This window comes from Corynebacterium sp. HMSC05C01 (assembly GCF_001807155.1).
Taxonomy (GTDB): domain Bacteria; phylum Actinomycetota; class Actinomycetes; order Mycobacteriales; family Mycobacteriaceae; genus Corynebacterium; species Corynebacterium coyleae.
On record NZ_KV787976.1, the window covers coordinates 1 to 23,569 of the forward strand.

Here is a 23,569-nt window from a genome sequence, read left to right on the forward strand (position 1 = left end):
TCCATGTCCAAAATGTTCATGGACATAACACGTCTAGTTGTGCCGCGAGGGAGCTAGACGATCAGGGAGCAGGGCGGGCAACAGGGCGGCGCGGGGCAGGGCCGCGCGGGGCGAGCAGCGGGGCGAGGGCAGACCGCCGACGCAGGACGGGCTAGTCGAAGTCGAAGGTTTCGGGCTCGTACTTGGGGGTCGTGGAAGTAGGCACCAGGGCGGCGAGGGCGGACTCGCGGGACATGCCGCACACCATCAGCAGATCCACGATCAGGGAGCGGGTCTGCGCGAGGATGGCGTAGGCGGACAGGACGGCATCCTTGGGCACGATATCCATGCCGGCGGCCTGGCCCGCAGCACGCAACTCGTTGACGCATTCCGGGATGACGGTGGCCTGGGCGACGCGGGAGTTCACGTCGTAGACCTCGGAAAGTTCGAGGCAGACGCGGGACAAGGTGTCCAAGAGCTCGATTTGTTGTTCGGTGATGGTGTCGCTGTCCTCGACAAGAACGTGAGCCCGGCGCGCGAGCACACGGGAGGTACGCACCGCGTCGTCCACCGGCGGGATCACGCGCGCCAGGGAGTTGATGTAGCGGCGAGTGCCCCACAAAAACGGAGAGACACGGCTGGCTTCTTCGCCGGACTTGATCGCGGCGGCTAAGTCATCGATACCCGTTTGGGTGCCACGGATTTGCTCGAGGGCCTCGTCGATGATGTTGGGGTTGCGTTCGCGGAGGCCGGTGGCCACGTCGTCGAGAACCGAAGAGACGATGCCCATCACTTTGGACACTTCCGCGCGGGCCTCCGACATCGGAGCCTGAGGCACCAGGGCGATGACTGCCATTGCAATCAAGCAGCCGATGATGGCGTCGATGGTGCGGTCCACGCCGGTGAACTCGCTACCAGGCGGCATGATTGTCGCGATCAGGATCGAACCGATCGCAGCCTGGTTATTCACCAGAACCGACTTGCTCAAAAACGACGCGATCAACAACGACCCAGCGACAATCACCGCGATCTGCCAGCCGCCGGCGCCGAGCCGGTAGAAAATCAGGTCGCCCACCAGCACGCCGAGCACGCAGCCCATGGCCATCTCCACCGACTTCGACACACGGTCGCCGCCCGTCATGCCAATGATGATCACCGTGGCAATCGGGGCGAAAAACGGCCGCGCGTGACCCATCACGTCGTGCGCGATGTAGTACGCGAACCCGGCGGCCAAGGCGATCTGCAAAATTGGCAACAACCGTTTCCGCACACGCTTCACCCGCGACTGCAGCGACTTATCAACCAACTGCAGACGCGCGCGCGTGCCCATCCTCTGCTTAGCCATGGTTAAACAGCTTAGGCCCGAAAGGGAAAACCTCCCTGGGCTGTGGGCCCGGGGAGGTGGTGTCGTCGATAAGCAGTGGCTTACTTGGAAACCGACTTGCCCACCGAGTGGAGGTCCTGGCACGCCTCAATGACGCGCTCGGCCATGGCATTCTCGGCCTTCTTCAGGTACGAACGCGGGTCGTACATCTTCTTGTTGCCCACCTCGCCATCAATCTTGAGCACACCGTCGTAGTTCTCAAACATGTGCGACACAACCGGGCGGGTGAACGCGTACTGAGTATCCGTGTCCACGTTCATCTTGATCACGCCGTAACGCAAGGACTCCTCGATCTTCTCCTTCTCCGAGCCGGAGCCGCCGTGGAAAACGAAGTCGAACGGATTCGTGCCCTCAGCCAGGCCGAGCTTCTTCTCCGCAACCTTCTGGCCCATATCCAGGACCTCGGGGCGCAGCTTCACGTTGCCCGGCTTGTACACGCCGTGGACATTGCCGAAGGTCGCCGCCAGCAGGTAACGGCCGTTCTCGCCGGTACCCAGGGCATCAACGGTCTTGGCGAAGTCCTCCTCCGAGGTGTACAGGTTCGCGCCAGCCTTCGCCTCAACGCCGTCCTCTTCACCCCCGACAACACCAATCTCCACCTCGAGAATGATGTTCGCAGCGCGAGCCTTAGCAAGGAGTTCCTGGGCGATCTCCAGGTTCTCGTCGATAGGAACCGCGGAACCATCCCACATGTGAGACTGGAACAACGGCAGCTCGCCGGCGTTCACGCGCTCCTGGGAGTACGCGATCAGCGGACGCACATAGTCGTCGAGCACTTCCTTCTGGCAGTGGTCGGTGTGCAGTGCAATGTTGACGTCGTAATGCTTCGCCACCTCATGCGCAAACGCAGCCAACGCCTTCGCGCCCGTCACCTTGTTCTTCACAGCCTGACCAGACGCAAACTCCGCGCCACCGATGGAGAACTGAATGATACCGTCCGACTCCGCCTCCGCGAACCCCTTGATGGCCGCGTTGATCGTCTCCGAAGACGTGCAGTTAATCGCCGGAAACGCGTAGCCGCCCTTCTTGGCGGAATCCAGCATCTGGTTATAGACCTCGGGGGTTGCGATAGGCATGAAAATCCTCCTGGGATTGGGACCGTTTACGCACACCAGTATGCCCGTTTTAGAAAACTACCGCTGACGGAAAACCACAATGCCCCCAACAGTGGCCAAGAGGAGCCACGCAGCGAAAGAAAACGGGTGGGTAGCAAACGTGTTTGGGCGGAGTGGAAGCTCGACAAGAAGCTCGGCTAGACCCGCTACACCGAAAACCCACGCTGCGAATTCAATGAGTCTTCGGCCTTTTAGGTTCGAGCGTTCGTCGTAATACGCCATCGTTGCAACAGCAGATTCGAGGTTTGTCTCGGCTCGAGCTATTTCGGCGTCGAGATCACTCGAACGATTGATTTCGTCCAACAAGCTTGAGTGGAGTGCAGGTGAATGAGCCCCTAAGCGTTCACGGTGCCGTGCGACAACCAATACAAAGTCAGACTGGAGGAATCGCATTTTGGAGGATCCCTTCGAATCGAGTCCTGCGAGGTCAACCTGTGCTGCCATCTTCGCGGTCTTGTGTGCAGCGAGCCAGGTCGACTGAACTCTGAATTCACTAAGTGAGACGAGTTCCTCTAATCCTGAACAACTTGCCCCGATAACGCTGGCCGACCAGCTGCTCCAGAAACGGTGCCCTTGACTATCAATGATCGGGCACGGAAGATTTGGGATTGTTCCATTGATTCGGTCTACCAAGTGGTTGGTCGACGGAAGGTTGGCTTGATCCAGTCCTAGGGAACAACCAACATCTCTTGGATGCAGAAGCGCGTGGACCAAGCGATCGTCGACGGGCTCAGATACCGCGTAGACCGAGAATGAATATTCGTGCACCGCGTCGTTTGCAGAACCTCGGAAGAGTTCCCGCCGGTAACGCTCCTGAATCTTCCTAATATGCCGAATCAATTCTTCGACTTCACGCACTGTCTTATCTGGTGAATCGCTGAGTGATTGTTGGAACAGAACACGATCCCGAAGCGCGTTTGCCACGGATGCAACTGGCTCTTCCCCGATATCAGCGCGGTAGTCGAATTGGTATCGGGCCACTCCGTACCCGGACTGGGAAAGATAAAGCAAGGTATCGCCCTTTGAGACGATTGCATACGTGCGTGGTAGCAACAATGCGTGATCGCGCGTACCAAACACTTCCGTGCATTGCTCCCACCCGAGAGCTCGGAATTCGCCTTCGATACGAGCTATGACGCGCGCATCTGTGATCGGCCCACCGACATCTGTCGGTGCAAACTCGTATCTTGTAAACCCCCACTGCATTTCGCCCCCCCGAAATTGTTCTTACGCTGCGGTGTGTCCGCGCGTGTGTTTATAACCGATTGTCCGCCCCATCAGACGTGCCGCGGCAGCGTCTGCTTCGGGGCCACCGTTTGTGGCGCAACCCGCTAGGTCCACATCAACATTGACGCCATGGTCAAAGAGGTACGCAGCGTTTTGCAAAACGCACACGTCAGTATCAATGCCGACAAGGGTAGCCCCCGAAATCCCGTGAGACTTCAGTGCAGAAAGCAAAGCCTCGCCGCAACCGTAGGTGTCCTTGTCGATGATGATGTCCGCGCGCTCTTCCACGAGCCGATCGAGCTGCACTTCCTCAGGCGAGGACAACCGATCCCAGTTAATGCGGGTACGGAACGCCGACCCATCAGGGTTGAAAAACCTGGTAGCGATAACCAGGTCAAACTCATCAGAAGCGAGGAGCTCGTGCACGCGCGGTAGGCAACGCGACGTGTAGTCGGACAGGAATCCTGCCTGCACATCAACGACGATCAACGCCCGCTTGTTCTTCTGCATGCGTCCCGAGCACCTCCCTTTGCCACAACGGTGCCCACGATATTACGCCATTGCTGCAGACACCTTCGCCGCTGCTTCAAGCAGCATCCAGCCGGAGAGTTGGACGGAGAGGTCGCGTTCGTCGATACGCACGAGCCCCACGGCCTCGCTAATCGACGCCGGCCCCAACCCATAGTTATGCGGCAGCCGCGCATCCTCGGTCCACTCCGCGGCGAAAACCGGCAGGCCGTCGACCTCCAGGCGGTGCGACCACAGCGACTCCGCGGACTGCATGACCAGGCGCGCCGCGATCTTCTTCGTGGCGATGTTCTCCTTCGAATCCTCCGGCAGACGCGTGGCCACGTCGGCGAGGTAGCGCGCGAGGATGCCCTTGAACAGGCCGCCGTCGCCCTCGCCGGACTCCTCCGGCGGGCTCAGCAGCACGCCCTGCGGAGTGGCCATCTCCAGGGCGATGGCCTGCACGATCGCGCGGATGTGGGTGATATAGAACATGGAAGCATCGGCGCGCTCGGAGTTTTCGAACGAGTCGATGGGTTCGTCGTGGGCCAGGCCGACATCCTCACGCAGCGCGAGCGCGATCTCCAGGCTCGCGCCGAGCACCGTGCCCTGATTGTAGGTGTAAATCTTATCGACGACCTCAGGCCCCGACATACGCATCCGAACACCGTCGCTGAGCAGACCGTCCTCGCGCACCAGGTTGTCAAAGATCCAGTCGACGATCTCGCGCGCCTTATCCAACCGGCCCGTGCGCGCGAACACCATCGCGGCGGTCGCGTTCGACGGAATGTTGTAGAACGTCTCCCCCGTACGCCACGGCAGCACGCCCACCACCGGGTCGATGCCCGAGAGCAGGTCAAACTCCAGATCCTCGAGCACCTTCGAGCGTTTCGACGACACCTTGCCATTATTCTTCGGCAACTGCCCCACACGCGCCCAGGCAAGCGCAAGCCACGCCTTGTCGTCGTAGTAAATGTTGCGGGTCAAGCGGCCGCGGCTACGCCCCTGGATCGTGCGCATCGTCTGGAGGATCCGGCGCCGACGCGTCTTCGTCGGACGTCGCATCGCCGCATCCACCTGACAATCTAGGTACTGCGCCTGCCACCAGTAATGCCAGTGCCAAAACAGCTTGTCTTTCAGCCCCGGCGGCCAGGCGACGACGGCCATGTTGGTCTTCGGCAACATCCAGAGCTTCTGGGCGTGACGTTCAGTAATTGCCGATTCCGCCAAATCAGCACGATGCGCCCAGGTTTCAGGCACTGATGTCTCCTCTAAGTAGTGACGTTTCCACGTATGTTGCCAGTTATTTTGCCTGTTATATTGCCAGACCGCGCCGTTTTGCTACCACGCGTGAGACAGGTCTGCATGCTGGCGGATCCAGGCATGCATGGCGATCCCCGCCGCCACGCCCGCGTTAATCGAGCGCGTCGAGCCGAATTGGGCGATTGAGCAGGTCATCACCGCCGCCTCCTGGGCGGCCTCGGTCACGCCGGGGCCTTCCTGCCCGAAGAGGAGCACGCACTCGCGGGGCAGCTCGGCTGTTTCCAGGGGTACGCATCCGGGGGTGTTATCGATGGCCACGACAGCGATGCCCTCGCCGTTCGCCCACTCGATGAGATCCGCGACCGTTTCGTGGTGACGAATATGTTGGTAGCGGTCCGTCACCATCGCGCCGCGCCGGTTCCAACGCTTCCGGCCCACGATGTGGACCTCCTTGGCCAGAAACGCGTTCGCGGTGCGCACGACCGTGCCGATGTTCATGTCGTTTTCAAAGTTCTCAATCGCGACATGGAACGGGTGCCGGCGCGTATCCAGATCTGCGACGACCGCGTCCAGCGACCAGTAACGGTAGGCATCGACAACGTTTCGGGTGTCGCCGTGTTCGAGGTACTCCGGGTCGTAGCGCGGATCATCCGGCCACTCGCCCTCCCAGGGGCCCACACCGTGGCGGCCCTCCATCCACTCGGTCGGGCCCTTCCCGTTATCTAACTCAGGCAAGCCCGAGATCCTCCAGGCCCAGCAGGTAGCGGTACTCCAGGCCGGCGTCCGCAATCACCTTGTCCGCACCCGTCGCACGATCCACCACCGTGGCCACCGCAACCACCTCGGCGCCCTCCGCACGGCAGGCCTCCACGGCGGTCAGCGGGGAGTTGCCGGTCGTGGTGGTGTCCTCCACCACCAGCACGCGCTTGCCCTTGATGGACGGGCCCTCGATGCGGCGCTGCATGCCGTGCTTCTTCGCTTCCTTGCGCACCACAAACGCGTCGATCGGGCGCCCCTCCGCATGCATCACGGCAGTAGCCACTGGGTCCGCGCCCAGGGTCAGGCCGCCAACAGCGTCGAAGTCCAGGTCAGCGGTGAGTTCACGCAACAGTTTGCCGATCAGCGGGCTGGCCTCGTGGTGCAGCGTCGCGCGACGCAGATCCACGTAGTAATCAGCCTCCTTGCCCGACGACAGCGTTACCTTCCCGTGCACCACGGCAAGCTCTTTGACCAGTTCAGCAAGTTGTTCTTTCATCATTTCTCCTCAGAATCAAAAATCGACGACGGTCCCTGCACACGCTTTACCCGTGTCAGGTCGGTGCCGGTGCGCTCGTCGCCAGCAATCGCGGCAACATCGTCGCCACCAAGATCGCGCTCCTCGACCTCACCGCGCTCCCCACCCGTGACCCGCGTGGGCAGCTCCACCGGATCTTCCGGCCGCTCAGGGCCCGCTTGCTTTTCGACGACCCCCTGCACCTTCTCCTCCCCCACCCACAACGGAGCATCCTCGACCGGCGGGAGTGTGCGCGCAGCATCCGCCAGCAGCGCCACCGCGGCCAACGACGCATCCCAATCCTGCGCCGTTGACCCCGGCGCGAACTGGGCAATCACCCACGCCCCCTCGAACCACACCGCGTTGACTGCGGGCGGGAGGGTGGATAAGGCGGTGCGCACGCGGTCGTCGATAAGCCTGCGCGCAGGACCAACACTCGTGGCATGGACCGTGAACGCGCCCTCGCGGGTGGCCTCCACCAGGTCATCGTCGCGCTGTGTCGGCTCGAACCCGTCGCGGCGCATATCCACCACAACGTCCGCCTCGCAGCCCGTGGGCACTGCAAGCACCGTCGTCTCCCCCAAATCCGCCAAGTGCAGATCATGGCCGAACGCGGAGCCCGACACAACCTCGCGCGCCGTCGCCCCCGCAGACGCCGCACCACGACGCCACTCCGCCGCCAACAGATCGTCTACCTTGGCAAACGTAAATCCGTGCTGTCGCGCCCACGCACGCCGTGGGCTTCGTTCACGCGCATCAGCGACAAACAGCGCAACACCAGCGGCGAGCGCCACAAACGCGAGAACTAACAGCACAGCAATCATCAGCGACGATGTTACAGCGCCCGCCGACACGACACGCTAAACACGCGTAACCACGCGGTTCTCCTTATTCGCACTCCACTGCGACCAACCGCCCACATAGTGCGTCAACACCGGCAGGCCAGCGTGCTCCATCGCCGCCAACAACTTCGCCGAGTGGTTGCCCGAACCCGAATACGTAATCACGCTCTCCGGATCCGTGTTCTGGGTAATGCCGACCTCCGCCAGGCGGCCGCGGATGGTGTTGGTGTCCTTGATCAGGTGCGTGGTGTCGTCGAAAAGATCTGTCACCGGCAGATTCACCGCACCCGGAATGTGACCCGCGCGCAGGTCCAGGATCTCGCGGCGGCCTGCGAAACGGCGCGCGCTCCTCGCGTCCAGGATCATGCCCTCAAACTCGCGGACATCCTCCATCGACGCCGTCGGCATACTCCCCGGCTCCAGGCGCTCCGGCTCGCGCGGCACCACAATGCCACCCGGGCCCGCCACCGTGGGGAGCTTCTCGCGCTTCCACGCCGCAAACCCACCATCCACGATGTGCACATCAGTCACGCCCACCCAACGCAAAATCCACCACGTGCGCGCCGCGAACAGCCCGTTGCCACCGTCGTAGATGTACACCGGGCGATCCTCCTCGATCCCCCAATTCGCAACCGCCTTCTTCACCACACCAAACGCCGGCAACGGGTTACGCCCCGCCTTGCGCCCCGGCAGCCCCGCCAACTGCGACGACGGATCACAAAACAACGCCGTCGGCACATGCTCGGACTGAAACTTCGACCACGCCTTACCGGCCTCCGGCTCCCACAGCGAAGCAATAACGGTCTGCTTCAGGCCAGCCTGAATACGTTCATTGAGATCCGCGGCAGAAACGAAAACGCTCATGCGCGCAAGTGTAACGAGGTTTCGGGGTCGGGGCGCGGTGTAAGGCGGTTGGTGCCGCTGCTAAGCCATGTAGCCCGGAGCAAGCTGAATCGCACCCTGCTCCGCCAAACCGCCAAGCCACTCCGCGATCCCCTCGCGCGGACAATCCGCACCAATGCTCGCCGCCAACATGCCGCCAGGGCCCAACTCCACGCGACAACCAAACGCCAGCAGCGTCGCCGCAATCTCGTGCGGGCTCTCATCCTCCGGCAGCACACGCACCGTCGACGCACCCCCACGCACCACCACCTTGTCCACGTGGAACGCGCCCCCGACCAGCACGCACTCCACAATGTCCCCCAATGCGAGCGTCGTATCGACGAACGGCACACTCGCCACCACAAACAAATTCGACCCAATCTGCTGAGCCCGAAGCTGCTCACTCTCCACACCAGGAATGACAACACGGGTGAGAATCGTCGTAGTCGGCTGCATAAGGGGCAGTGTATCTCGGAGTGGCCGGATTGTTGGAAGGGTTGGTGGTTTGTAGGGTTTCGGTCGCTGTGCGCCGTCGCCCCCTTCGACGAAGTCACAGTGCTAAACGAAACGAGGGCCTTGCAAGCAACAAATGCTTCAACAAGACCCTCACCGCCGAAGACAAGGTCTATCAAGACGGTCTGTCGGCTAGTGTACAGAAAAACACTAAATACGGAATCCAAACGGGGGTTGGAATGAAAAGAAAAATCGAATGGGTTTCCCAAAAACGGCTGCAACCGTATCTTGAACAAACCGCTAACAAAGAAGAATCCGCTTGGGCTCTGCACGAGTGGAACGCAGCCGTGTCAGCAGCACTGTCCGAAGTAATTCACCACGTGGAAGTACTCCTAAGGAACTCCATGATGCAAAAGCTGGAGACCATCCACCCTCTTGCTTTCCCATGGAACGTTCACACCGACAACACAGTAGGCAAAGTTGCAGCGCGGTTGACTAACAAAACTCACCAAACCGCACCAGATGAAAACGACATAATCTCGCAGTTAAATCTCGGTTTCTGGGTCCAGCTCATTCATTCAAAAGATTTTCAAGTGGCTGAGCTTTGGAACACTCACCTGAACTCCGTGTTTCCAGGCAAGAGCGATAGGAAAGTAGTTGGGCGTGCACTCGAGGACCTTCGAGAGCTGCGCAATAGAGTCTCCCACCAGGACTCACTGCTCCACGTCGACCCCATCGTTGAACTCCGAAAGATCCTCAGACTCGCAAAATGGATTGATCCAGACGCGGCAACTTGGATCGAATCAATCTCAAAGGTTGATGAGGTCTTGCAAGACCGCCCTGGAAACGTTTACGAACCTGACACCGTTCTCTTCGCTTCTACGAGAAACACCACAGTTCAGCGTAGTGCGAATAAATCATTCCGATACCCACTGTTCGACACTTATCACCATCAATCGGCAATAATTCTTGAGGACTCAGTTCGAGTGAGCCGAGAGGTCAAACACCTAGGTTTCTACCTGCCGAAAGACGATCCTAAGAACAACCCTCAACCATCATCTTTTCTTCCTGATACCCCTGAAGCACACATCGCAAAAGTATTTCCCCTTATTCAAGAACGATTCGTCCCCCAAGACTGGTCTCACAACGAAGTCAAGCGGCTAAAGAATGGGGACCAGCGCGATCAAAGGATTGCAGCAGTCATGGGGTTCGGCCTAAGCAAGGGGTACCGCGCCGACCGGAGCTACATCATCTACCTGTTATCGGGACCTACAGACCCAGATACTGCTAGAACCTCAGCAGTGATCATCCACGATCAATCCGGTAAGGGTTCTGCTTTTGTGAAACTCAACCGGTATCTGAGACTCGACTCCCTCAAAGGAGCGCACCAAACCTCAGATCTCATTTAACTCACACAACGTGGAATCTTCGTTCCTCGCTCACTGCCTAACCGGCCTCCCTCACGTTTCTCCTGCAACGACGGTGAAGCCGAAGAACACCGAGAATAGGAAGCTAATCTTTACTCGACGATGTGTCTAGAACAGAGCGGGCATGTCAAGGTGCGGACCCGAACACGACAAAGCCCGGAGCCAGCCGGAAAAACCGTACTGACTGCGGGCTTTGGGCTGCAGGCTGCAGGCTAAACCACAGACGCCAAACGCCTAGTACTTGATGGACATACGGCCAGCGATCTTGCCGTTGCGCATGTCCTCAAACACCTTGTTCACGTCGTCGAGCTCGCACGCCGTGACATGCGGCTTCACCTCGCCGCGGGCGTAGAAGTCGAGCGCCTCCGCCATGTCCTGACGGGTGCCGACCAGCGAGCCGCGGATGGTGATGCCGCGCAGCACGATGTCGAAGATCGGTGCCGGGAACTCCCCCGGAGGCAGGCCGTTGAAGACGATCGTGCCGTTGGAGCGGCACATCGCGATGGCCTGGCCGAATGCAGCCGGGTGCACCGCCGTGACCAGCACGCCGTGCGCGCCGCCGTCGGTGAACTCCTGCACGGCCTCACCCGGGTCGGTGTTAGCAGCGTTAACGGTGAACTCGGCGCCGAGTTCCTTGGCCAGTTCGAGTTTGTCGTCGGCAATGTCCACCGCGATCACGCGCATGCCCATGGCCACGCCGTACTGCACTGCGAGGTGGCCGAGGCCGCCGATGCCGGAGATGACCATGAACTGGCCTGGCTTCGTCTGCGCTTCCTTCAGGCCCTTGTACACGGTGACGCCAGCGCAGAGGATCGGTGCGACCTCGACCGGGTCGGCGCCTTCCGGGATGCGCGGGGCGTAGCGCGTATCCACGAGCATGTACTCACCAAAGGATCCATTCACCGTGTAGCCGCCGTATTCTGCCTGCTTGCAGTACGTCTCACGGCCGGTGCGGCAGAACTCGCACTCACCACATGCGGACCAGAGCCAAGCGTTGCCGACCATGTCGCCAACCTTGACCGAATGCTCACCCGGCCCCAACTCGATGACCTCACCGACGCCCTCGTGACCAGGCACGAACGGCGGAGCCGGCTTCACCGGCCAGTCACCTTCCACTGCGTGGAGGTCGGTGTGGCAGATGCCGCTGGCGGAGAGCTTCACCAGTGCCTGGAACGGGCCCGGCTTGGGAAGGTCGATTTCCTTGACATTGACGGTTGGACCGAACTGTTCGGCAACTGCTGCGCGCATAGAAGTTGGGGTGGACATGTGGTGCTCCTTTCCTAAAGGGGACGGTCGTCATGAATGATACGGCTCACACCAGGGTACGTCGAGTGGATTGAAACACGTTTTCATTAAGCGACAAATGTCCGGGAAAAGGAGCGTACAGAAGAAAAGGCCGGGCGGATTTTCTCCACCCGACCTGGGCTTACAGCGACAGCGCCGAACTAGGCGGCGGTGGCGCCAGCGGTGACGTCGAGGAACTCGCCGCCGTCGGCAACATCGACGTGGACGGTGTCGCCGTCACAGATCTCACCGGCCAGCAACTTCTTCGCCAGACGGTCACCGATCGCCTGCTGGATCAGGCGACGCAGCGGACGAGCACCGTAGGCCGGGTCGTAGCCGCGATCTGCGAGCCAGGACTTCGCCGAATCCGACACCTCCAGCACCAGGCGGCGGGCGGCGAGACGCTCGGCCAGGCCCTCCAGCTGAATGTCGACGATGCCGACCAACTGGTCCTTGCTCAGCGGATCGAACACCACAACATCGTCGAGACGGTTGATGAACTCCGGCTTGAAGTGGCGCTTCACAGCCTCCATGATCTGGTCGCGGTCACCACCAGCGCCCAGGTTGGAGGTCAGAATCACCACCGTGTTGCGGAAGTCGACGGTGCGACCCTGACCGTCGGTGAGGCGCCCCTCATCCAGCACTTGGAGAAGCACGTCGAAGACGTCGGGATGGGCCTTCTCTACCTCGTCGAAAAGCACGAGCGAGTACGGGCGACGACGAACAGCCTCAGTGAGCTGGCCGCCAGCGTCGTAGCCGACGTATCCCGGAGGGGCACCGACCAGACGCGCAACCGAGTGCTTCTCGCCATATTCGGACATGTCGATGCGGATCATGGCGGTTTCGTCGTCGAAAAGGAACTCCGAGAGCGACTTGGCCAACTCCGTCTTACCCACACCGGTCGGGCCGAGGAAGAGGAACGAGCCGATCGGACGGTTCGGATCCGCCACACCCGCACGGGAGCGACGCACTGCGTCCGACACCGCGACGACAGCTTCCTTCTGACCGACGACACGCTCACCCAGCACAGATTCCATGTTGAGCAGCTTCTCGGTCTCGCCCTGCATCATCTTGCCGGCTGGAATGCCCGTCCAGGAAGAGACGACATCGGCGATGATGTCCGGCGTGACTTCCTCCTCCAGCATCGTCTTGTTGCTGGCCTCGGACTCCGCCTTGGCCACCTCCGCTTCCAGTTCAGGGATGCGCCCGTAGCGCAGCTCGGAGACCTTGGCATAGTCGCCGTCGCGCTCCGCGATCTCGGACTCGTTGCGCAGGCGCTCGAGCTCCTCCTTCGCGGACTGGACCTTGTTCACCTCAGCCTTCTCGTTTTCCCAACGAACCTTCATCTCACCGAGACGTTCGCGCTGATCAGCGAGTTCCTCGCGCAGGTGCTCGAGGCGCTGCTTCGACGCCGCGTCAGACTCCTTCTGCAGCGCGATCTCCTCGATTTCTAGACGACGAACAATACGCTCCAGCTCATCAATCTCCTGCGGGGAAGAATCGATTTGCATACGGAGGCGGGAGCCGGCTTCGTCCACAAGATCGATCGCCTTATCCGGCAGGAACCGGTTCGTGATGTAGCGGTTGGAAAGCTCCGCCGCCGACACCAGTGCCGAGTCCTGGATACGCACGCCGTGGTGCACCTCGTAGCGCTCCTTCAGGCCACGCAGAATGCCGATCGTGTCCTCGACCGTCGGTTCCCCAACGTAAACCTGCTGGAAGCGGCGCTCCAGGGCGGCATCCTTCTCAATGTACTGACGGTACTCATCCAACGTCGTCGCACCGACCAGACGCAGCTCACCGCGAGCCAGCAACGGCTTAATCATGTTGCCGGCATCCATCGCGGAATCACCGGTGGCGCCGGCGCCGACGATGGTGTGCAGCTCGTCGATAAACGTAATGATCTGGCCGTTCGACTCCTTAATCTCATCGAGCACAGCCTTCAGACGCTCCTCGAACTCACCGCGGTACTTCGCACCCGCAACCATCGAGCCAAGATCCAACGAAATCAGGGTCTTGCCCTTCAGGCTCTCCGGGACGTCGCCCGCCACAATGCGGCGCGCAAGCCCCTCAACGATCGCAGTCTTACCGACGCCCGGCTCACCGATCAGCACCGGATTGTTCTTCGTACGACGGGAAAGCACCTGAACCACACGGCGAATCTCCGAATCGCGGCCGATCACCGGGTCAATCTTGCCCTCACGCGCACGAGCAGTCAGGTCCGTCGAGTACTTCTGCAGCGCCTGGAACTGATCCTCCGGATTCTCCGAGGTGACCTTCTTGCCACCACGAACCGACGGGAACGCCTCCTTGAGCGCCTCAAACGTTGCGCCGCGCTTCTGCAGCAACTCAGCCGCATCGTCCTTACCCTTCGCAATCGCGGCGAGGAGAACATCGGCGGAAACGTACTCGTCGCCAAGTTCACCTGCAAGATCCTGCGCAACACTCAGCGCCGTCTGCAGATCCCTATTAATCCCCGGGTTGGCCATGCCCTGGCCCTCCGCGCTCGGGTAACCGCTAATCAGCTCGCCAGCCTCGCGCGCCACCGTCTCCGGATCCACACCCGTAGCCTTGAGCACCGGGGCAGCAATGCCGCCATCCTGCTTCAGCAACGCCTCAAGCACATGAGCCGGGCGCATATCCGGGTTCCCCGCAGCCGACGCACGCATCTGCGCTTGCTGCAAAGCCTCCTGCGTCTTCTGTGTGTACTTCGATGCCATATCGCATCATCCTTTCGTGCCTAAATTTTGTTTCGCACTATGTGTAACGCACGAGAAGTTGAGTCTGTTCCTGTCAACACGAAAAAAGTTGCGCGGGAGTGGCTCAAGGTGGGTTTGGTGGGGTGTTTTCGCTGGTCGTCTAGTTGCGTGGCAGTGCGTGCTAGACGATCAGCTTTCGTCGAAAATGTTTCCCCAGGTGATGATGGAAACGATGGTCGATAAAAGAAAGATCGTCTAGTCGCGCAAAAGAGCAGCTAGACGATCAGGGGGAGGCCAGCTCCTTTAAAAGACCAAAGGGCTTTGAAGACACGTTTTTCAACGTTTTTACCTCATGTTTTTTGCCCAACACTGCTCCCCGATAGGCAAATAAGTGTTGTGCAAGACAACATGTGCAATTAGCATTATGACTACAGCGCCAACCCGAGAAGGATAAAGCTGGGTTCCCGAATGGGAGTAGGGCTTCGGCCTGAGAATTCCTTTGCTCCGAGGGTTGGCGTTTTTATTTTTCTGCTTTTCTCTTAAGTGCGTCGAGGCACCCTTCTGGGTCCTTCTACAGATAACCAACTACAAACTCGACGGCCTGCTGGGAATATGTCCACATTGTCGCATTCTCTCCAGCCGTACTGCGGTCGTAGGCGTACCGTTCGTCGTCCCGGAGTTGAAAAACTTTGATGAAAAGATCGAAGTCATACTTGTTAAATCTGCGTTTTTCTCCACGGTGATAGATGGTTGTCTTCGACTTAGCGAGGCGCTTGAGCACCTCGTTAACCGCCAATTTTTTGGTGTATGGATAGTAACTAGCTGCATCGCGGACATCCTTGACAATGGCAATGCCCGCATCAGCATCGCTATCGATGTAGACATTGAGATCAGCATCCTTCGACTTCTTGACGATGCGGAGGTTCGTCTCATAAATCGCAGCAGCGGCTCCCCCTTCGCCTGTACCAGCCGCGTCTGCTGCAAACTGTCTCATTTTAAGGAGCTTCTCCGCGACGTGTGGTTCATATTTTGCCCGGATTACGTCGGGATCAATAGCGCCACGACGCACAGCAAGCGTGAGGTGATTCTCCGGAATTAATTCACTTACCGACTCCCCATGCAGCTCGAGCAGTTTGTCTGCATAATTCATCACCGACTTCTGCAAGAATGGACCGATAAAGATCTCATACTCATCAGTAATGAAGTGCGTATTGATGTTGCGGAAACGGATGATCTCGGCCATGTTCACCCGTAGTGGATCTTTGTCGTTCGTGAAAATTTTCTTCAGGCAATCTGCAAGCGCGATCGTCTTCCCCGACCCATCGGAGTAGTAGATTGCGTCGACCCCTCGGTCTTTAACTAAGTACGCCTTGAGCATGAGCTCCCAAGCATTACAAAGAAAGATCGAGCAGGACTCAGCGTGATATTTCAGAGTCGGGCGGTTGTAAAGCTCCAACGCAAGAATGAAGGCTTCTTTACTCTTCTCCAAAAGACGCTGGACGATTTCTTCATGCCCCATTTCCATAACGAATCAGTCTAACGATCAACGCGACACCCTTAATGCTGATCGTCTAGTTGCGCGGCAGTGCGAGCTAGACGATCAGCTTTCGGCAAAAACGTTTCCCCAGGTGATGATGGAAACGGTGGTCGATAAAAGAAAGATCGTCTAGTTGCACAAAAACGCAGCTAGACGATCAGGGGCGCGTTTGCCTCACGGTTGTTACGGGTTAAGCGACAAAAAGAAAGCCGCTGGGCGCGACTGCACCTAGCGGACATTCTCTTAATTACCGGATTTTAACCCGTCTTGTGAGAACCAACTGTATATATAGTTTTGTGCAGAAGCAAACTACATATTCGATTACGCGTGCTCTTTCTGACCCTCGCTTCAAAACTTACATACAGGCAGCCGGGGGCTCAGAAAAACAAGCACTTCTGCTCTACCTTTGGAATATCGAGATGGCGGGAGCTGTCGCTGCGACCACAGGTATGGTCGAAGTACAACTCAGAAACAGCATCAATTCACGCCTTCAAACTTGGAATGCATCCCAACCGGTTAATGATCCAAACCGTACTTGTGCGTACACAAGGGACTGGCTAAAGGATCCTGCACCTCGACTTCGCCAGATTATTTCGCCACCACGCAAAAGGCCACTTTGGCAAAAAGCGGAACCAGCCCTACGAGACGAACTTGGCAATTGTGCAAAGCCGAATCCTTCTCATGACGACCTTGTCGCGGCTTTGCCTTTCGGTTCATGGCTTTTCATCTTGCCTCAACCCCAGGTTTCTTCTCCTCAAAATCCCCGGATGCGGATTTGGGACGAGACTCTCAAGCATGCATTTACTGCTCGGAACGCTTCCGAATTCCAGAGCGCTAATCCCGCTGTCATTTACCAGTGGGCAAATGCAGTACGGCACGCACGAAATCGTGCAAGCCATCTAGAACCGCTGCTTGACCCTGGGCAATTGATCCGTGTTCATCGAATATCCGCACGCCTTATGCATTCAATGAACCCCGCTGCCGCATCCTGGCTAGCGGGGCAGCAATACATCCATTCAGTGCTTAAAAGGAAACCCGTGTAGCTACTCCCTTGCCGGGGAGGCGCTGCGGTCGTCGTTACGCACGGGCACCCACTTGAGCACGTAGGCGAGCACGACCACGCCCACGGCGACGGCGAAGGACACCCAGCCGAAACCGGTGGTGAAGCCGGCGATGACGGCGATCGGTGCGAGGATGGTCATGCCGATCTCGAAGGGGGCGAAGCCGACGTAGGCCACGCCGTACTCGTTGAGGGTGCCGGACTTGAGTTTCGGGTCGACCATCTTGAGCAGCGCGATGCCGGTGGCCACGGCGGCGGTGGCCCAGCCCCAGCCGAACAGGCCACGCTCGAGCCAGTTTTCGCCAAAGAAGGTCGGGCCGGCCCACAGCATCCAGACCACGCAGAACACGGTACCCAGGACGAACATGACAACCAGTGCCTGCCAGTAGCCGGCGAGTGCGGCGGGGACGATAGACGCGATGCCGAAGGCGATCATGTAGTCGGTGGCAGCGCCGGAGATGGAGTTGATGGTGGAGCCGTCGAGGTAGTTCGGGCGGCCTGCGAGTCGCAAGGCAAGACGGCCGACCAGACCGACCACGAACGACATGGCGAACAGCGGGATGGACACGTTTGGCCACTGCCCCTTGATCAGCGTGTTCAGCAGGTACGCGATGAGCACGGTGAACACGATGAAGCCGGCGTGCAGTGCGAGCGGTTCGATGGACGACGGGTTGGTGGTGGCTTTGCCGATGGAGGGGCGTTCTTCCTCGTTGCGGATGTAGCCGGTGCGCAGGTCGTCGGGAAGATCGCCCGCGAGCTGGGACGCCTTGCCTTTGCGGATGCCCCAGTTGGCCATGATCACGCCGCCGACAATCGCCACGAGGGTGCCCACGGTGGCGGAGGTGAAGCCGAGAGAGGATGCGCCTTCAACGCCGATCTCCTCAAGCGCGGAGCCGACGGCCGCTGCGGTGCCGAAGCCGCCGACGAAGCCGACGGGCAGCATCATGCCGAACCACGGCTCGGTGCCGAATACGGGTGCGAAGAGGTAGATGCCAAGCAGGATGAATAGGCCCCATTGCCCCATGAACATTGCGGTGGAATAGCCCCACATGTTGCGCGCACCGGTGGCCACGGACCCGCCGAATTGCATCGAGTACGCCATCGACGCGAACACCACCGCGATGAGCAGCGTGGTGTAGGTGCCCACCTGGTCGGACCAGTTGATCAGGCCAAGAATTTCGGGCCCGAGGATGAGCCCGAGCAGGCCTGCGGTGATCGGTGCGGGCAGCAGCAATGCTTGCAGTACGCGCAGTCGGTTGCGCAGGACGTTGCCGACGATGAGGAGGAGGGAGATCCATCCGATGTCGGTAAGCAGCGTGTATGGGGTGAATTCCATCGCAGCACCTTCCTTTATCCACTTATCGCATATAAAACAGTCTGTACTCTAACCCAGTACGCTGTTTTCATGACTTTTCCGGAGTCCGTTGAGTTGTTGCGCACCCACGGATCGCGCGTGAGTGAGGTGTGGCGCGCGAGGTTCGTGGAGGCGTATCCACATGCGTCGATGATGCTTGCTCCTGGTGAGCGCATGCCGCAGATGCTTATCGACGCCACCACGTTCCTCCTCAGCCACTCCCCCACCGAAACCACCGACCGTCTGCGCGCGATCGCGCTGGACCTGCGCCGCACCGGCTTCCCCGCCGAGGAGTACCCGAACGCGATGCAGTTGCTTGGCGACGCCATCCGCACCGTCGCCGGAGAAACCGGCGCCGAGGTCGGCACCGGTGCTGGCGGTGCCGACACCGAGGACCCCACCTCGGCGCTCGTGGCAGCGGGCGAGGTCATGCGCAAGGCAGCATCCCAAGCCGACTACGCGGGCGTGCCGGCGGCCTCAGCGGCGCAGGTCACCAGCGTGGACGTTCGAGACGGGGTGCAGATCGTGCGCCTCGAGGCAGGCACGCGCATCATCTATGCCCCCGGTGAAACGCTGCCCGTGATGTCGCCGGAAGCCCCCGGTGTGTGGACCGGGCTGATCCCGGCGCTGCCGTCGAACCCATTCGGACAAATGGAGTTTCACATCAGCACCGGCACCGATCTTGCGGTTGCGCCCGGCGCGTGGTTGACATTGGGTGTGGCGCGCGGGGGTCTGCAGGGGTTCGTCGATAAGCAAGTGCTCTTGGTGGCCGCGGGGACGGGGTTGGCTGCGGCGAAGGCGCTGGTTTTTCACTGGTTGGAATGCGAGGAGCACCCCGATGTGCACCTGGTTTCGGATGTGACGTACGACCGCGCGGCGCTGGACGCGTTGGCTGGCGCGCAGGACTGGCTGGACATGAGTTGGGTGGTGGAGTCGCGGCTGGGTGCGTCGCTGGAGCAGGTGGTGTCGGGCCCGGGAATGTGGTGGGGCCGCGACGTGATCGTGTGCGCGGACGAGGTGCGCGCGGCCGCGATCACCGACGCGTTGGAAGAAGCTGGCGCCGAGGGCGTGCAGGTCATCGCCCACGACGCGACGCCGGAGTGGTTTAGCGCATCGTAGTGTCCGCGCGGATCTGGCCGAGCGGAAGGCGTTTGCGCTGCTTGGCGGCCTCTTCGGGGTCGATGTCTACGACCAGGGTTTCGGGCCCGTAGCCGGCTTCGGCGATGCGCACGCCGGAAGGGTCGACCACGGTTGAGTGGCCCGCGCCGGTGGGACCGGACGGCTCGCCCGCTTTGGTTTCAAAATCCGGGCGCGACTGGCCAGCGGCCGCGATGAACACCCCGGCGTCGAGGGCGCGCGCGGCGGTTAAGATGCGCCACTGCTCCACCTTGCCGGGCCCGTCGGCCCAGCTTGTGGGTACGACAATGACTTGGGCGCCGCGGTCCGCAAGGGCCTGGAACTGCTCAGGGAAGCGAATGTCGAAGCAGGTGGCCACGCCCACCGTCACGCCGTCGTGTTCGAAGGTGACCAGGCGTTCGCCGGGGCGCACGGTGTCTGACTCGCGGTAGTTGAACGCGTCGTACGTATGGATCTTGTCGTAGCCCTCATGCAGGCCATTTCCCGTGATCAGGGCGGTGTTGTAGACGCGGTTGATGGTTTTCTCGCCACGCTGAACGGTATCGGCGGGCCGGAACATGCCAGCCACGATGGTCACGCCGAGCTCGCCTGCCAGGTCGCGCATGTTGGTGGCAAATGCGCCGTCGAGGTCCTCCGCCTGCGTATCCAGTCGGCCCTGCTCAAAGGCCTGACTGGCACCCTCCGGCAGCACGATCAGGCTCGCGCCCTTGGCGGCGGCGTCGCGCACCAGCGGAGCAAGGTGGGCAAAGTTGTCCATTGTGTCACTGCCTGTGACGGTTTGCACCAACGCGATCTTCATGTGGATAACTTTAGGTGGAGTTCGGGGCAGTTATCCACAGATTTTTCTTCGCCCCTTGTGGTTGTGTGCTGGTGCGCAGAGGATTCGGCCCATGACTCTTGAAATCTCAACACGCACCGCACCCGTCGCCCGCGGCCTCACCCGAACGTTCACACCGTTACCGTTTGCGCAGGTGGGGGTGTCGCGGACGGCGGAAGCGTTGTCGTCGATACGCAACAGCACGCACATGCTTATCGACGACACCACCGCCCACCTCAACACCCACCTTGATTCCATCGCGCGCTTTGCCCGCGCGGTGGAGGGCGTGGACGCCGACCTGGAAGCGAGGCTTGCGCCATGAGTGTTGCCACGTACCGTCCGGCGCTGGACGCGGCGGAACTCTCGGCGGCAGCGGCCGCGTTGCGCCTCGCCTCTGATGCCGCCCGGGAGCGCGCCGAGCATGTGCCAACCTCACGCGAGGCGTTAGCGTCCACCGGGTTTCGGGGTGTGGCGGCGGATGCGGCGTACGCGCGGTTAGATGCGTTCGGGTCTGTGTTTGCGCGCGGTGCCGACGACTTGGCCACGGCGGCGTCGTTGGTCGCCGCTGCGGCGGGGCTGCAACGGCAGTTGGACGAGGCCGCCATGTTTGCCACCCGCTACCTGCACTCGCGCACCGTGCTGTGGCTCAATGCGATGTCGATGGCGCTGGACCTGGAACTCGCACGGTCCTTGTTGCGCCTTGGCGGACACGAGCAGGACTACGACCCGCTGTTCGCCCACCCGGATGAGTCGTTTCAGGACCTGCACGCGCGTCATGTGCCGACCTTGCCCGCCGCGACTCGTGCCGCCGTGGAGGCTGCGGGCGGGACCGTTCTCGAGGCCGGACCCGCTTCGACCACCGTTGTCGTCGGTGATGTTGTAGACCCGGCGCGGGTGATCACCATGGTGGCCGGCGCGACCACGGGCGCGCCGGCAAAGTTGGAGGGTGAGTTGGCAAAGGCGTCGCGATTGGCGCAGCAGACCGGTGCTGCGGTGGTGGTGTGGCAGGGTTATGCACCGCCACGCTCGGTGCCGCGGGCGGTCTCTCCCCTGCGTGCGTCTGCCGGTGCGGATGATCTGGCGATGTTTCAGGCGGCGCTTGAGGAGCGCTTCCCGGACGCACAGAAGACCGTCGTCTCCCACAGTTACGGCACGCTGCTGGCCACCACGGCGGCGCGCGACCATGGACTTATAGCGGATGACTTATGGGTCCTCGGCAGCGCCGGCGTCGCAGGCCAGCACGTTTCCGAGCTCACACTTGCGGATGAGTACGCCACCGTTCACGTCGTCGATTCACCCCAGGACCCCATCCTGTTGCTGCGCTCTGGACCGTCGGCGGTGCTCGGTGCGTCGCCGTCGTATGTAGGGTGGGGCGCACAGCGCGTGGAGGGCGTGCGCGGCGGGCACTCCGACTACTTCACAGACCCGGCTTTTGTGTCTGCTTTGCAACAGCGCGCAAGCACAACTTAAGAAATGGCGTTACCATGGCGAACGTTTAAAGAAACTACCTTTAGGAGTCTGATAAACCATGGCAAACTTTGCAGAGCAAGTCGTCGAGCGCCTCGAGGCCCTCGGCATTAAACGCATTTACGGTTTGGTTGGCGACTCGCTCAATCCCCTTTCTGACGCGGTGCGCCAGAGCAACATCGAGTGGGTCCACGTCCGCAACGAGGAAGCAGCAGCGTTTGCTGCCGGTGCGGACTCGCTAGCTACCGACGAACTCGCCGTCTGTGGCGCGTCCTGCGGCCCGGGCAACACCCACTTCGTCCAAGGCCTGTTTGAGTCCCACCGCAACGGTGCGAAGGTGCTCGCCCTCGCGTCGCACATCCCGACGGCCGAGATCGGTTCCTCCTTCTTCCAGGAGACCCACCCGGAGATGCTGTTCCAGGAGTGCTCCTCCTACTGCGAGGTCGTCCACACCGCCGACCAGGGCATGCGCGTGCTGCACAACGCCCTGCAGAACACACTCGCCGGCAACGGCGTGTCCGTGATGGTCGTGCCTGGCGACGTGTTCGCCGCCGACGTTGCCGACGGTCCTCACACCGCCGACTCCGTCTACGCCACCGGCAAGGACAAGCGCGTCTACCCCGACCCCGCTGAGGCCGCACGGCTTGTCGAGGCCATCAACAACGCCGACAAGATCACCCTGTTCTGCGGCTACGGTGCACGCGACGCCCGCGACGAAGTCTTCGCTTTGGCCGAGAAGATCAAATCCCCGATCGGCCACTCCTTCCGCGGCAAGATGTACTTCGAGTACGACAACCCTTACGACGTCGGCATGTCCGGCCTCCTTGGCTACGGCGCCTGCCTCGACGCCATGGAAGAGTCCGACCTGTTCATCATGGTCGGCACCGACTTCCCGTACACCGACTGGCTGCCCGAGGAAAACGTCGCCCAGATCGACATCAACGGCACCCACATCGGCCGCCGCACCAAGGTCGACTACCCCGTCGTCGGCGACGTCAAGAGCGTCATCGAAAACATCCTCCCCCACATCGAGGAGAAGAAGGCCCGCAAGTTCCTGGACAAGATGCTCAAACGCCACTACCAGCTGCTGGACCACGTGGTGAAGAGCTACACCGAGGAAGCCTTCGAGTCGAAGAAGCCGATCCACCCCGAGCTCGCTGCCTCCGTGCTGGACAAGCTTGCCGACGACGACGCCTACTTCACCGTCGACACCGGCATGTGCAACGTGTGGTCCTCGCGCTACCTCACCCCGAACGGCAAGCGCGACGAAGGCGCATCCTTCCTCCACGGCACCATGGCCAATGCCCTGCCCATGGCCATCGGTGTCCAGGCCGCACAGCCGGACCGCCAGGTCATCTCCTGGTCTGGCGACGGCGGCCTGGGCATGCTCATGGGTGAACTGCTCACCATCAAGCTGCACCAACTGCCGGTGAAGGTGATCTGCTTCAACAACTCCTCCCTCGGCATGGTCAAACTCGAGATGATGGTCGCCGGCATGCCCTACTTCGGCACCGACCACGAACAGGTCAACTTCGCCGAGATCGCCAAGGGTGTCGGCATCAAGTCCTTCCGCATCGAGGAGCCCGAGGACCTCGAGCCGATGCTCAAGGAGGCACTTGCTTACGACGGCCCCGTGGTCGTCGACATCGTCACCGACCCCGAGGCTCTCTCCCTGCCGCCGGGAATCACCTGGGACATGATGAAGGGCTTTGCCAAGTCTGGCGCCCGCACCGCCTTCCTTGAAGGTGGCGTCGGCCGACTGTTCAACCTGGCCAAGTCCAACCTCCGCCACATCGGTGGTGCTGCCGCCATCGAATTCGGCGGGTAGGTCGCTGTAGTTCAGACGATGCGTTCGTCGCTAC

At 60.8% G+C, this 23,569-nt stretch carries 20 protein-coding genes; 5 read left to right on the forward strand and 15 right to left on the reverse strand.

The genetic code is table 11. The features are described 5' to 3' along the window. Window positions 1–151 precede the first annotated feature (151 nt). The 10 genes from HMPREF3145_RS10865 to HMPREF3145_RS10910 form a co-directional block, all read right to left on the reverse strand. Window positions 152–1,324, reverse strand: coding sequence for an FUSC family protein (locus tag HMPREF3145_RS10865; protein WP_070423258.1), 1,173 nt, complete (start codon window positions 1,322–1,324; stop codon window positions 152–154). A gap of 80 nt (window positions 1,325–1,404) precedes the next feature. Further along, the gene (gene fbaA, locus HMPREF3145_RS10870; RefSeq protein ID WP_070423259.1) at window positions 1,405–2,439 is read right to left on the reverse strand and encodes a class II fructose-bisphosphate aldolase; all 1,035 of its coding nucleotides are present in this window, start codon (window positions 2,437–2,439) and stop codon (window positions 1,405–1,407) included. Between the two features lie 57 nt (window positions 2,440–2,496). Beyond that, a complete protein-coding gene (locus tag HMPREF3145_RS10875; protein WP_141740871.1) occupies window positions 2,497–3,558 on the reverse strand; it encodes a hypothetical protein in 1,062 nt (353 codons plus the stop codon). 147 nt (window positions 3,559–3,705) lie between these two features. Next, window positions 3,706–4,215 carry a cysteine hydrolase family protein gene (locus HMPREF3145_RS10880; RefSeq protein WP_070423261.1) on the reverse strand — a complete coding sequence of 170 codons (510 nt, stop codon included), beginning with the start codon at window positions 4,213–4,215 and terminating at the stop codon, window positions 3,706–3,708. A 42-nt stretch (window positions 4,216–4,257) separates the two neighbouring features. Next, window positions 4,258–5,472 (reverse strand): glycoside hydrolase family 76 protein, encoded by a 1,215-nt coding sequence (locus HMPREF3145_RS10885; RefSeq protein ID WP_070423262.1) that lies wholly within the window; start codon window positions 5,470–5,472, stop codon window positions 4,258–4,260. Window positions 5,473–5,553: 81 nt separating this feature from the next. After that, window positions 5,554–6,171, reverse strand: a complete 618-nt coding sequence (locus HMPREF3145_RS10890; RefSeq protein WP_070423341.1) for a TrmH family RNA methyltransferase — start codon at window positions 6,169–6,171, stop codon at window positions 5,554–5,556. A 31-nt stretch (window positions 6,172–6,202) separates the two neighbouring features. After that, entirely contained in the window at window positions 6,203–6,733 is a 531-nt protein-coding gene (pyrE, locus tag HMPREF3145_RS10895) for an orotate phosphoribosyltransferase (RefSeq protein ID WP_070423263.1), read from the reverse strand. Continuing rightward, complete coding sequence (locus HMPREF3145_RS10900; RefSeq protein WP_070423342.1) at window positions 6,730–7,572, reverse strand: type III secretion system chaperone family protein; 843 nt, start codon at window positions 7,570–7,572, stop codon at window positions 6,730–6,732. The genes pyrE and HMPREF3145_RS10900 overlap by 4 nt, the downstream gene beginning before the upstream one ends. A 36-nt stretch (window positions 7,573–7,608) precedes the next feature. Next, window positions 7,609–8,454: a sulfurtransferase gene (locus HMPREF3145_RS10905; protein ID WP_070423264.1), complete on the reverse strand. Its 846-nt coding sequence runs from the start codon at window positions 8,452–8,454 to the stop codon at window positions 7,609–7,611. A gap of 60 nt (window positions 8,455–8,514) precedes the next feature. Further along, on the reverse strand, window positions 8,515–8,928 hold the full coding sequence (locus HMPREF3145_RS10910) for a DUF4265 domain-containing protein (RefSeq protein ID WP_070423265.1): 414 nt from the start codon (window positions 8,926–8,928) through the stop codon (window positions 8,515–8,517). 20 nt (window positions 8,929–8,948) lie between these two features. On the opposite strand from HMPREF3145_RS10910, the gene HMPREF3145_RS10915 reads away from it, so the two are divergent. After that, entirely contained in the window at window positions 8,949–10,334 is a 1,386-nt protein-coding gene (locus HMPREF3145_RS10915) for a hypothetical protein (RefSeq protein ID WP_141740872.1), read from the forward strand. Between the two features lie 252 nt (window positions 10,335–10,586). On the opposite strand, the gene adhP is transcribed toward HMPREF3145_RS10915, so the two are convergent. From adhP to HMPREF3145_RS10935, 4 genes are all read right to left on the reverse strand, one after another. After that, window positions 10,587–11,618, reverse strand: a complete 1,032-nt coding sequence (gene adhP / locus HMPREF3145_RS10920; protein ID WP_070423267.1) for an alcohol dehydrogenase AdhP — start codon at window positions 11,616–11,618, stop codon at window positions 10,587–10,589. 179 nt (window positions 11,619–11,797) lie between these two features. Further along, window positions 11,798–14,356: an ATP-dependent chaperone ClpB gene (clpB, locus tag HMPREF3145_RS10925; RefSeq protein ID WP_070423268.1), complete on the reverse strand. Its 2,559-nt coding sequence runs from the start codon at window positions 14,354–14,356 to the stop codon at window positions 11,798–11,800. 550 nt (window positions 14,357–14,906) lie between these two features. Then, window positions 14,907–15,860: a DUF3644 domain-containing protein gene (locus HMPREF3145_RS10930; protein ID WP_141740873.1), complete on the reverse strand. Its 954-nt coding sequence runs from the start codon at window positions 15,858–15,860 to the stop codon at window positions 14,907–14,909. A gap of 1,055 nt (window positions 15,861–16,915) precedes the next feature. After that, entirely contained in the window at window positions 16,916–18,268 is a 1,353-nt protein-coding gene (locus tag HMPREF3145_RS10935; protein ID WP_070423269.1) for a sodium/glutamate symporter, read from the reverse strand. Window positions 18,269–18,337: 69 nt separating this feature from the next. Here HMPREF3145_RS10935 and HMPREF3145_RS10940 point away from each other — a divergent pair, with 69 nt between their 5' ends. Next, window positions 18,338–19,405 (forward strand): ferredoxin reductase domain-containing protein, encoded by a 1,068-nt coding sequence (locus HMPREF3145_RS10940; RefSeq protein ID WP_141740874.1) that lies wholly within the window; start codon window positions 18,338–18,340, stop codon window positions 19,403–19,405. Here HMPREF3145_RS10940 and HMPREF3145_RS10945 read toward each other — a convergent pair. Beyond that, window positions 19,392–20,222, reverse strand: a complete 831-nt coding sequence (locus tag HMPREF3145_RS10945) for a carbon-nitrogen hydrolase family protein (RefSeq protein ID WP_070423271.1) — start codon at window positions 20,220–20,222, stop codon at window positions 19,392–19,394. The genes HMPREF3145_RS10940 and HMPREF3145_RS10945 overlap by 14 nt on opposite strands. 91 nt (window positions 20,223–20,313) lie before the next feature. On the opposite strand from HMPREF3145_RS10945, the gene HMPREF3145_RS10950 reads away from it, so the two are divergent. The 3 genes from HMPREF3145_RS10950 to HMPREF3145_RS10960 are packed head-to-tail and all read left to right on the forward strand — an operon-like array spanning window position 20,314 to window position 23,535. After that, window positions 20,314–20,562, forward strand: coding sequence for a hypothetical protein (locus tag HMPREF3145_RS10950; protein ID WP_070423272.1), 249 nt, complete (start codon window positions 20,314–20,316; stop codon window positions 20,560–20,562). Next, the gene (locus HMPREF3145_RS10955; protein ID WP_070423273.1) at window positions 20,559–21,710 is read left to right on the forward strand and encodes an alpha/beta hydrolase; all 1,152 of its coding nucleotides are present in this window, start codon (window positions 20,559–20,561) and stop codon (window positions 21,708–21,710) included. The genes HMPREF3145_RS10950 and HMPREF3145_RS10955 overlap by 4 nt, the downstream gene beginning before the upstream one ends. 58 nt (window positions 21,711–21,768) lie before the next feature. Next, entirely contained in the window at window positions 21,769–23,535 is a 1,767-nt protein-coding gene (locus HMPREF3145_RS10960; protein WP_070423274.1) for a pyruvate dehydrogenase, read from the forward strand. Window positions 23,536–23,569 lie beyond the last annotated feature (34 nt).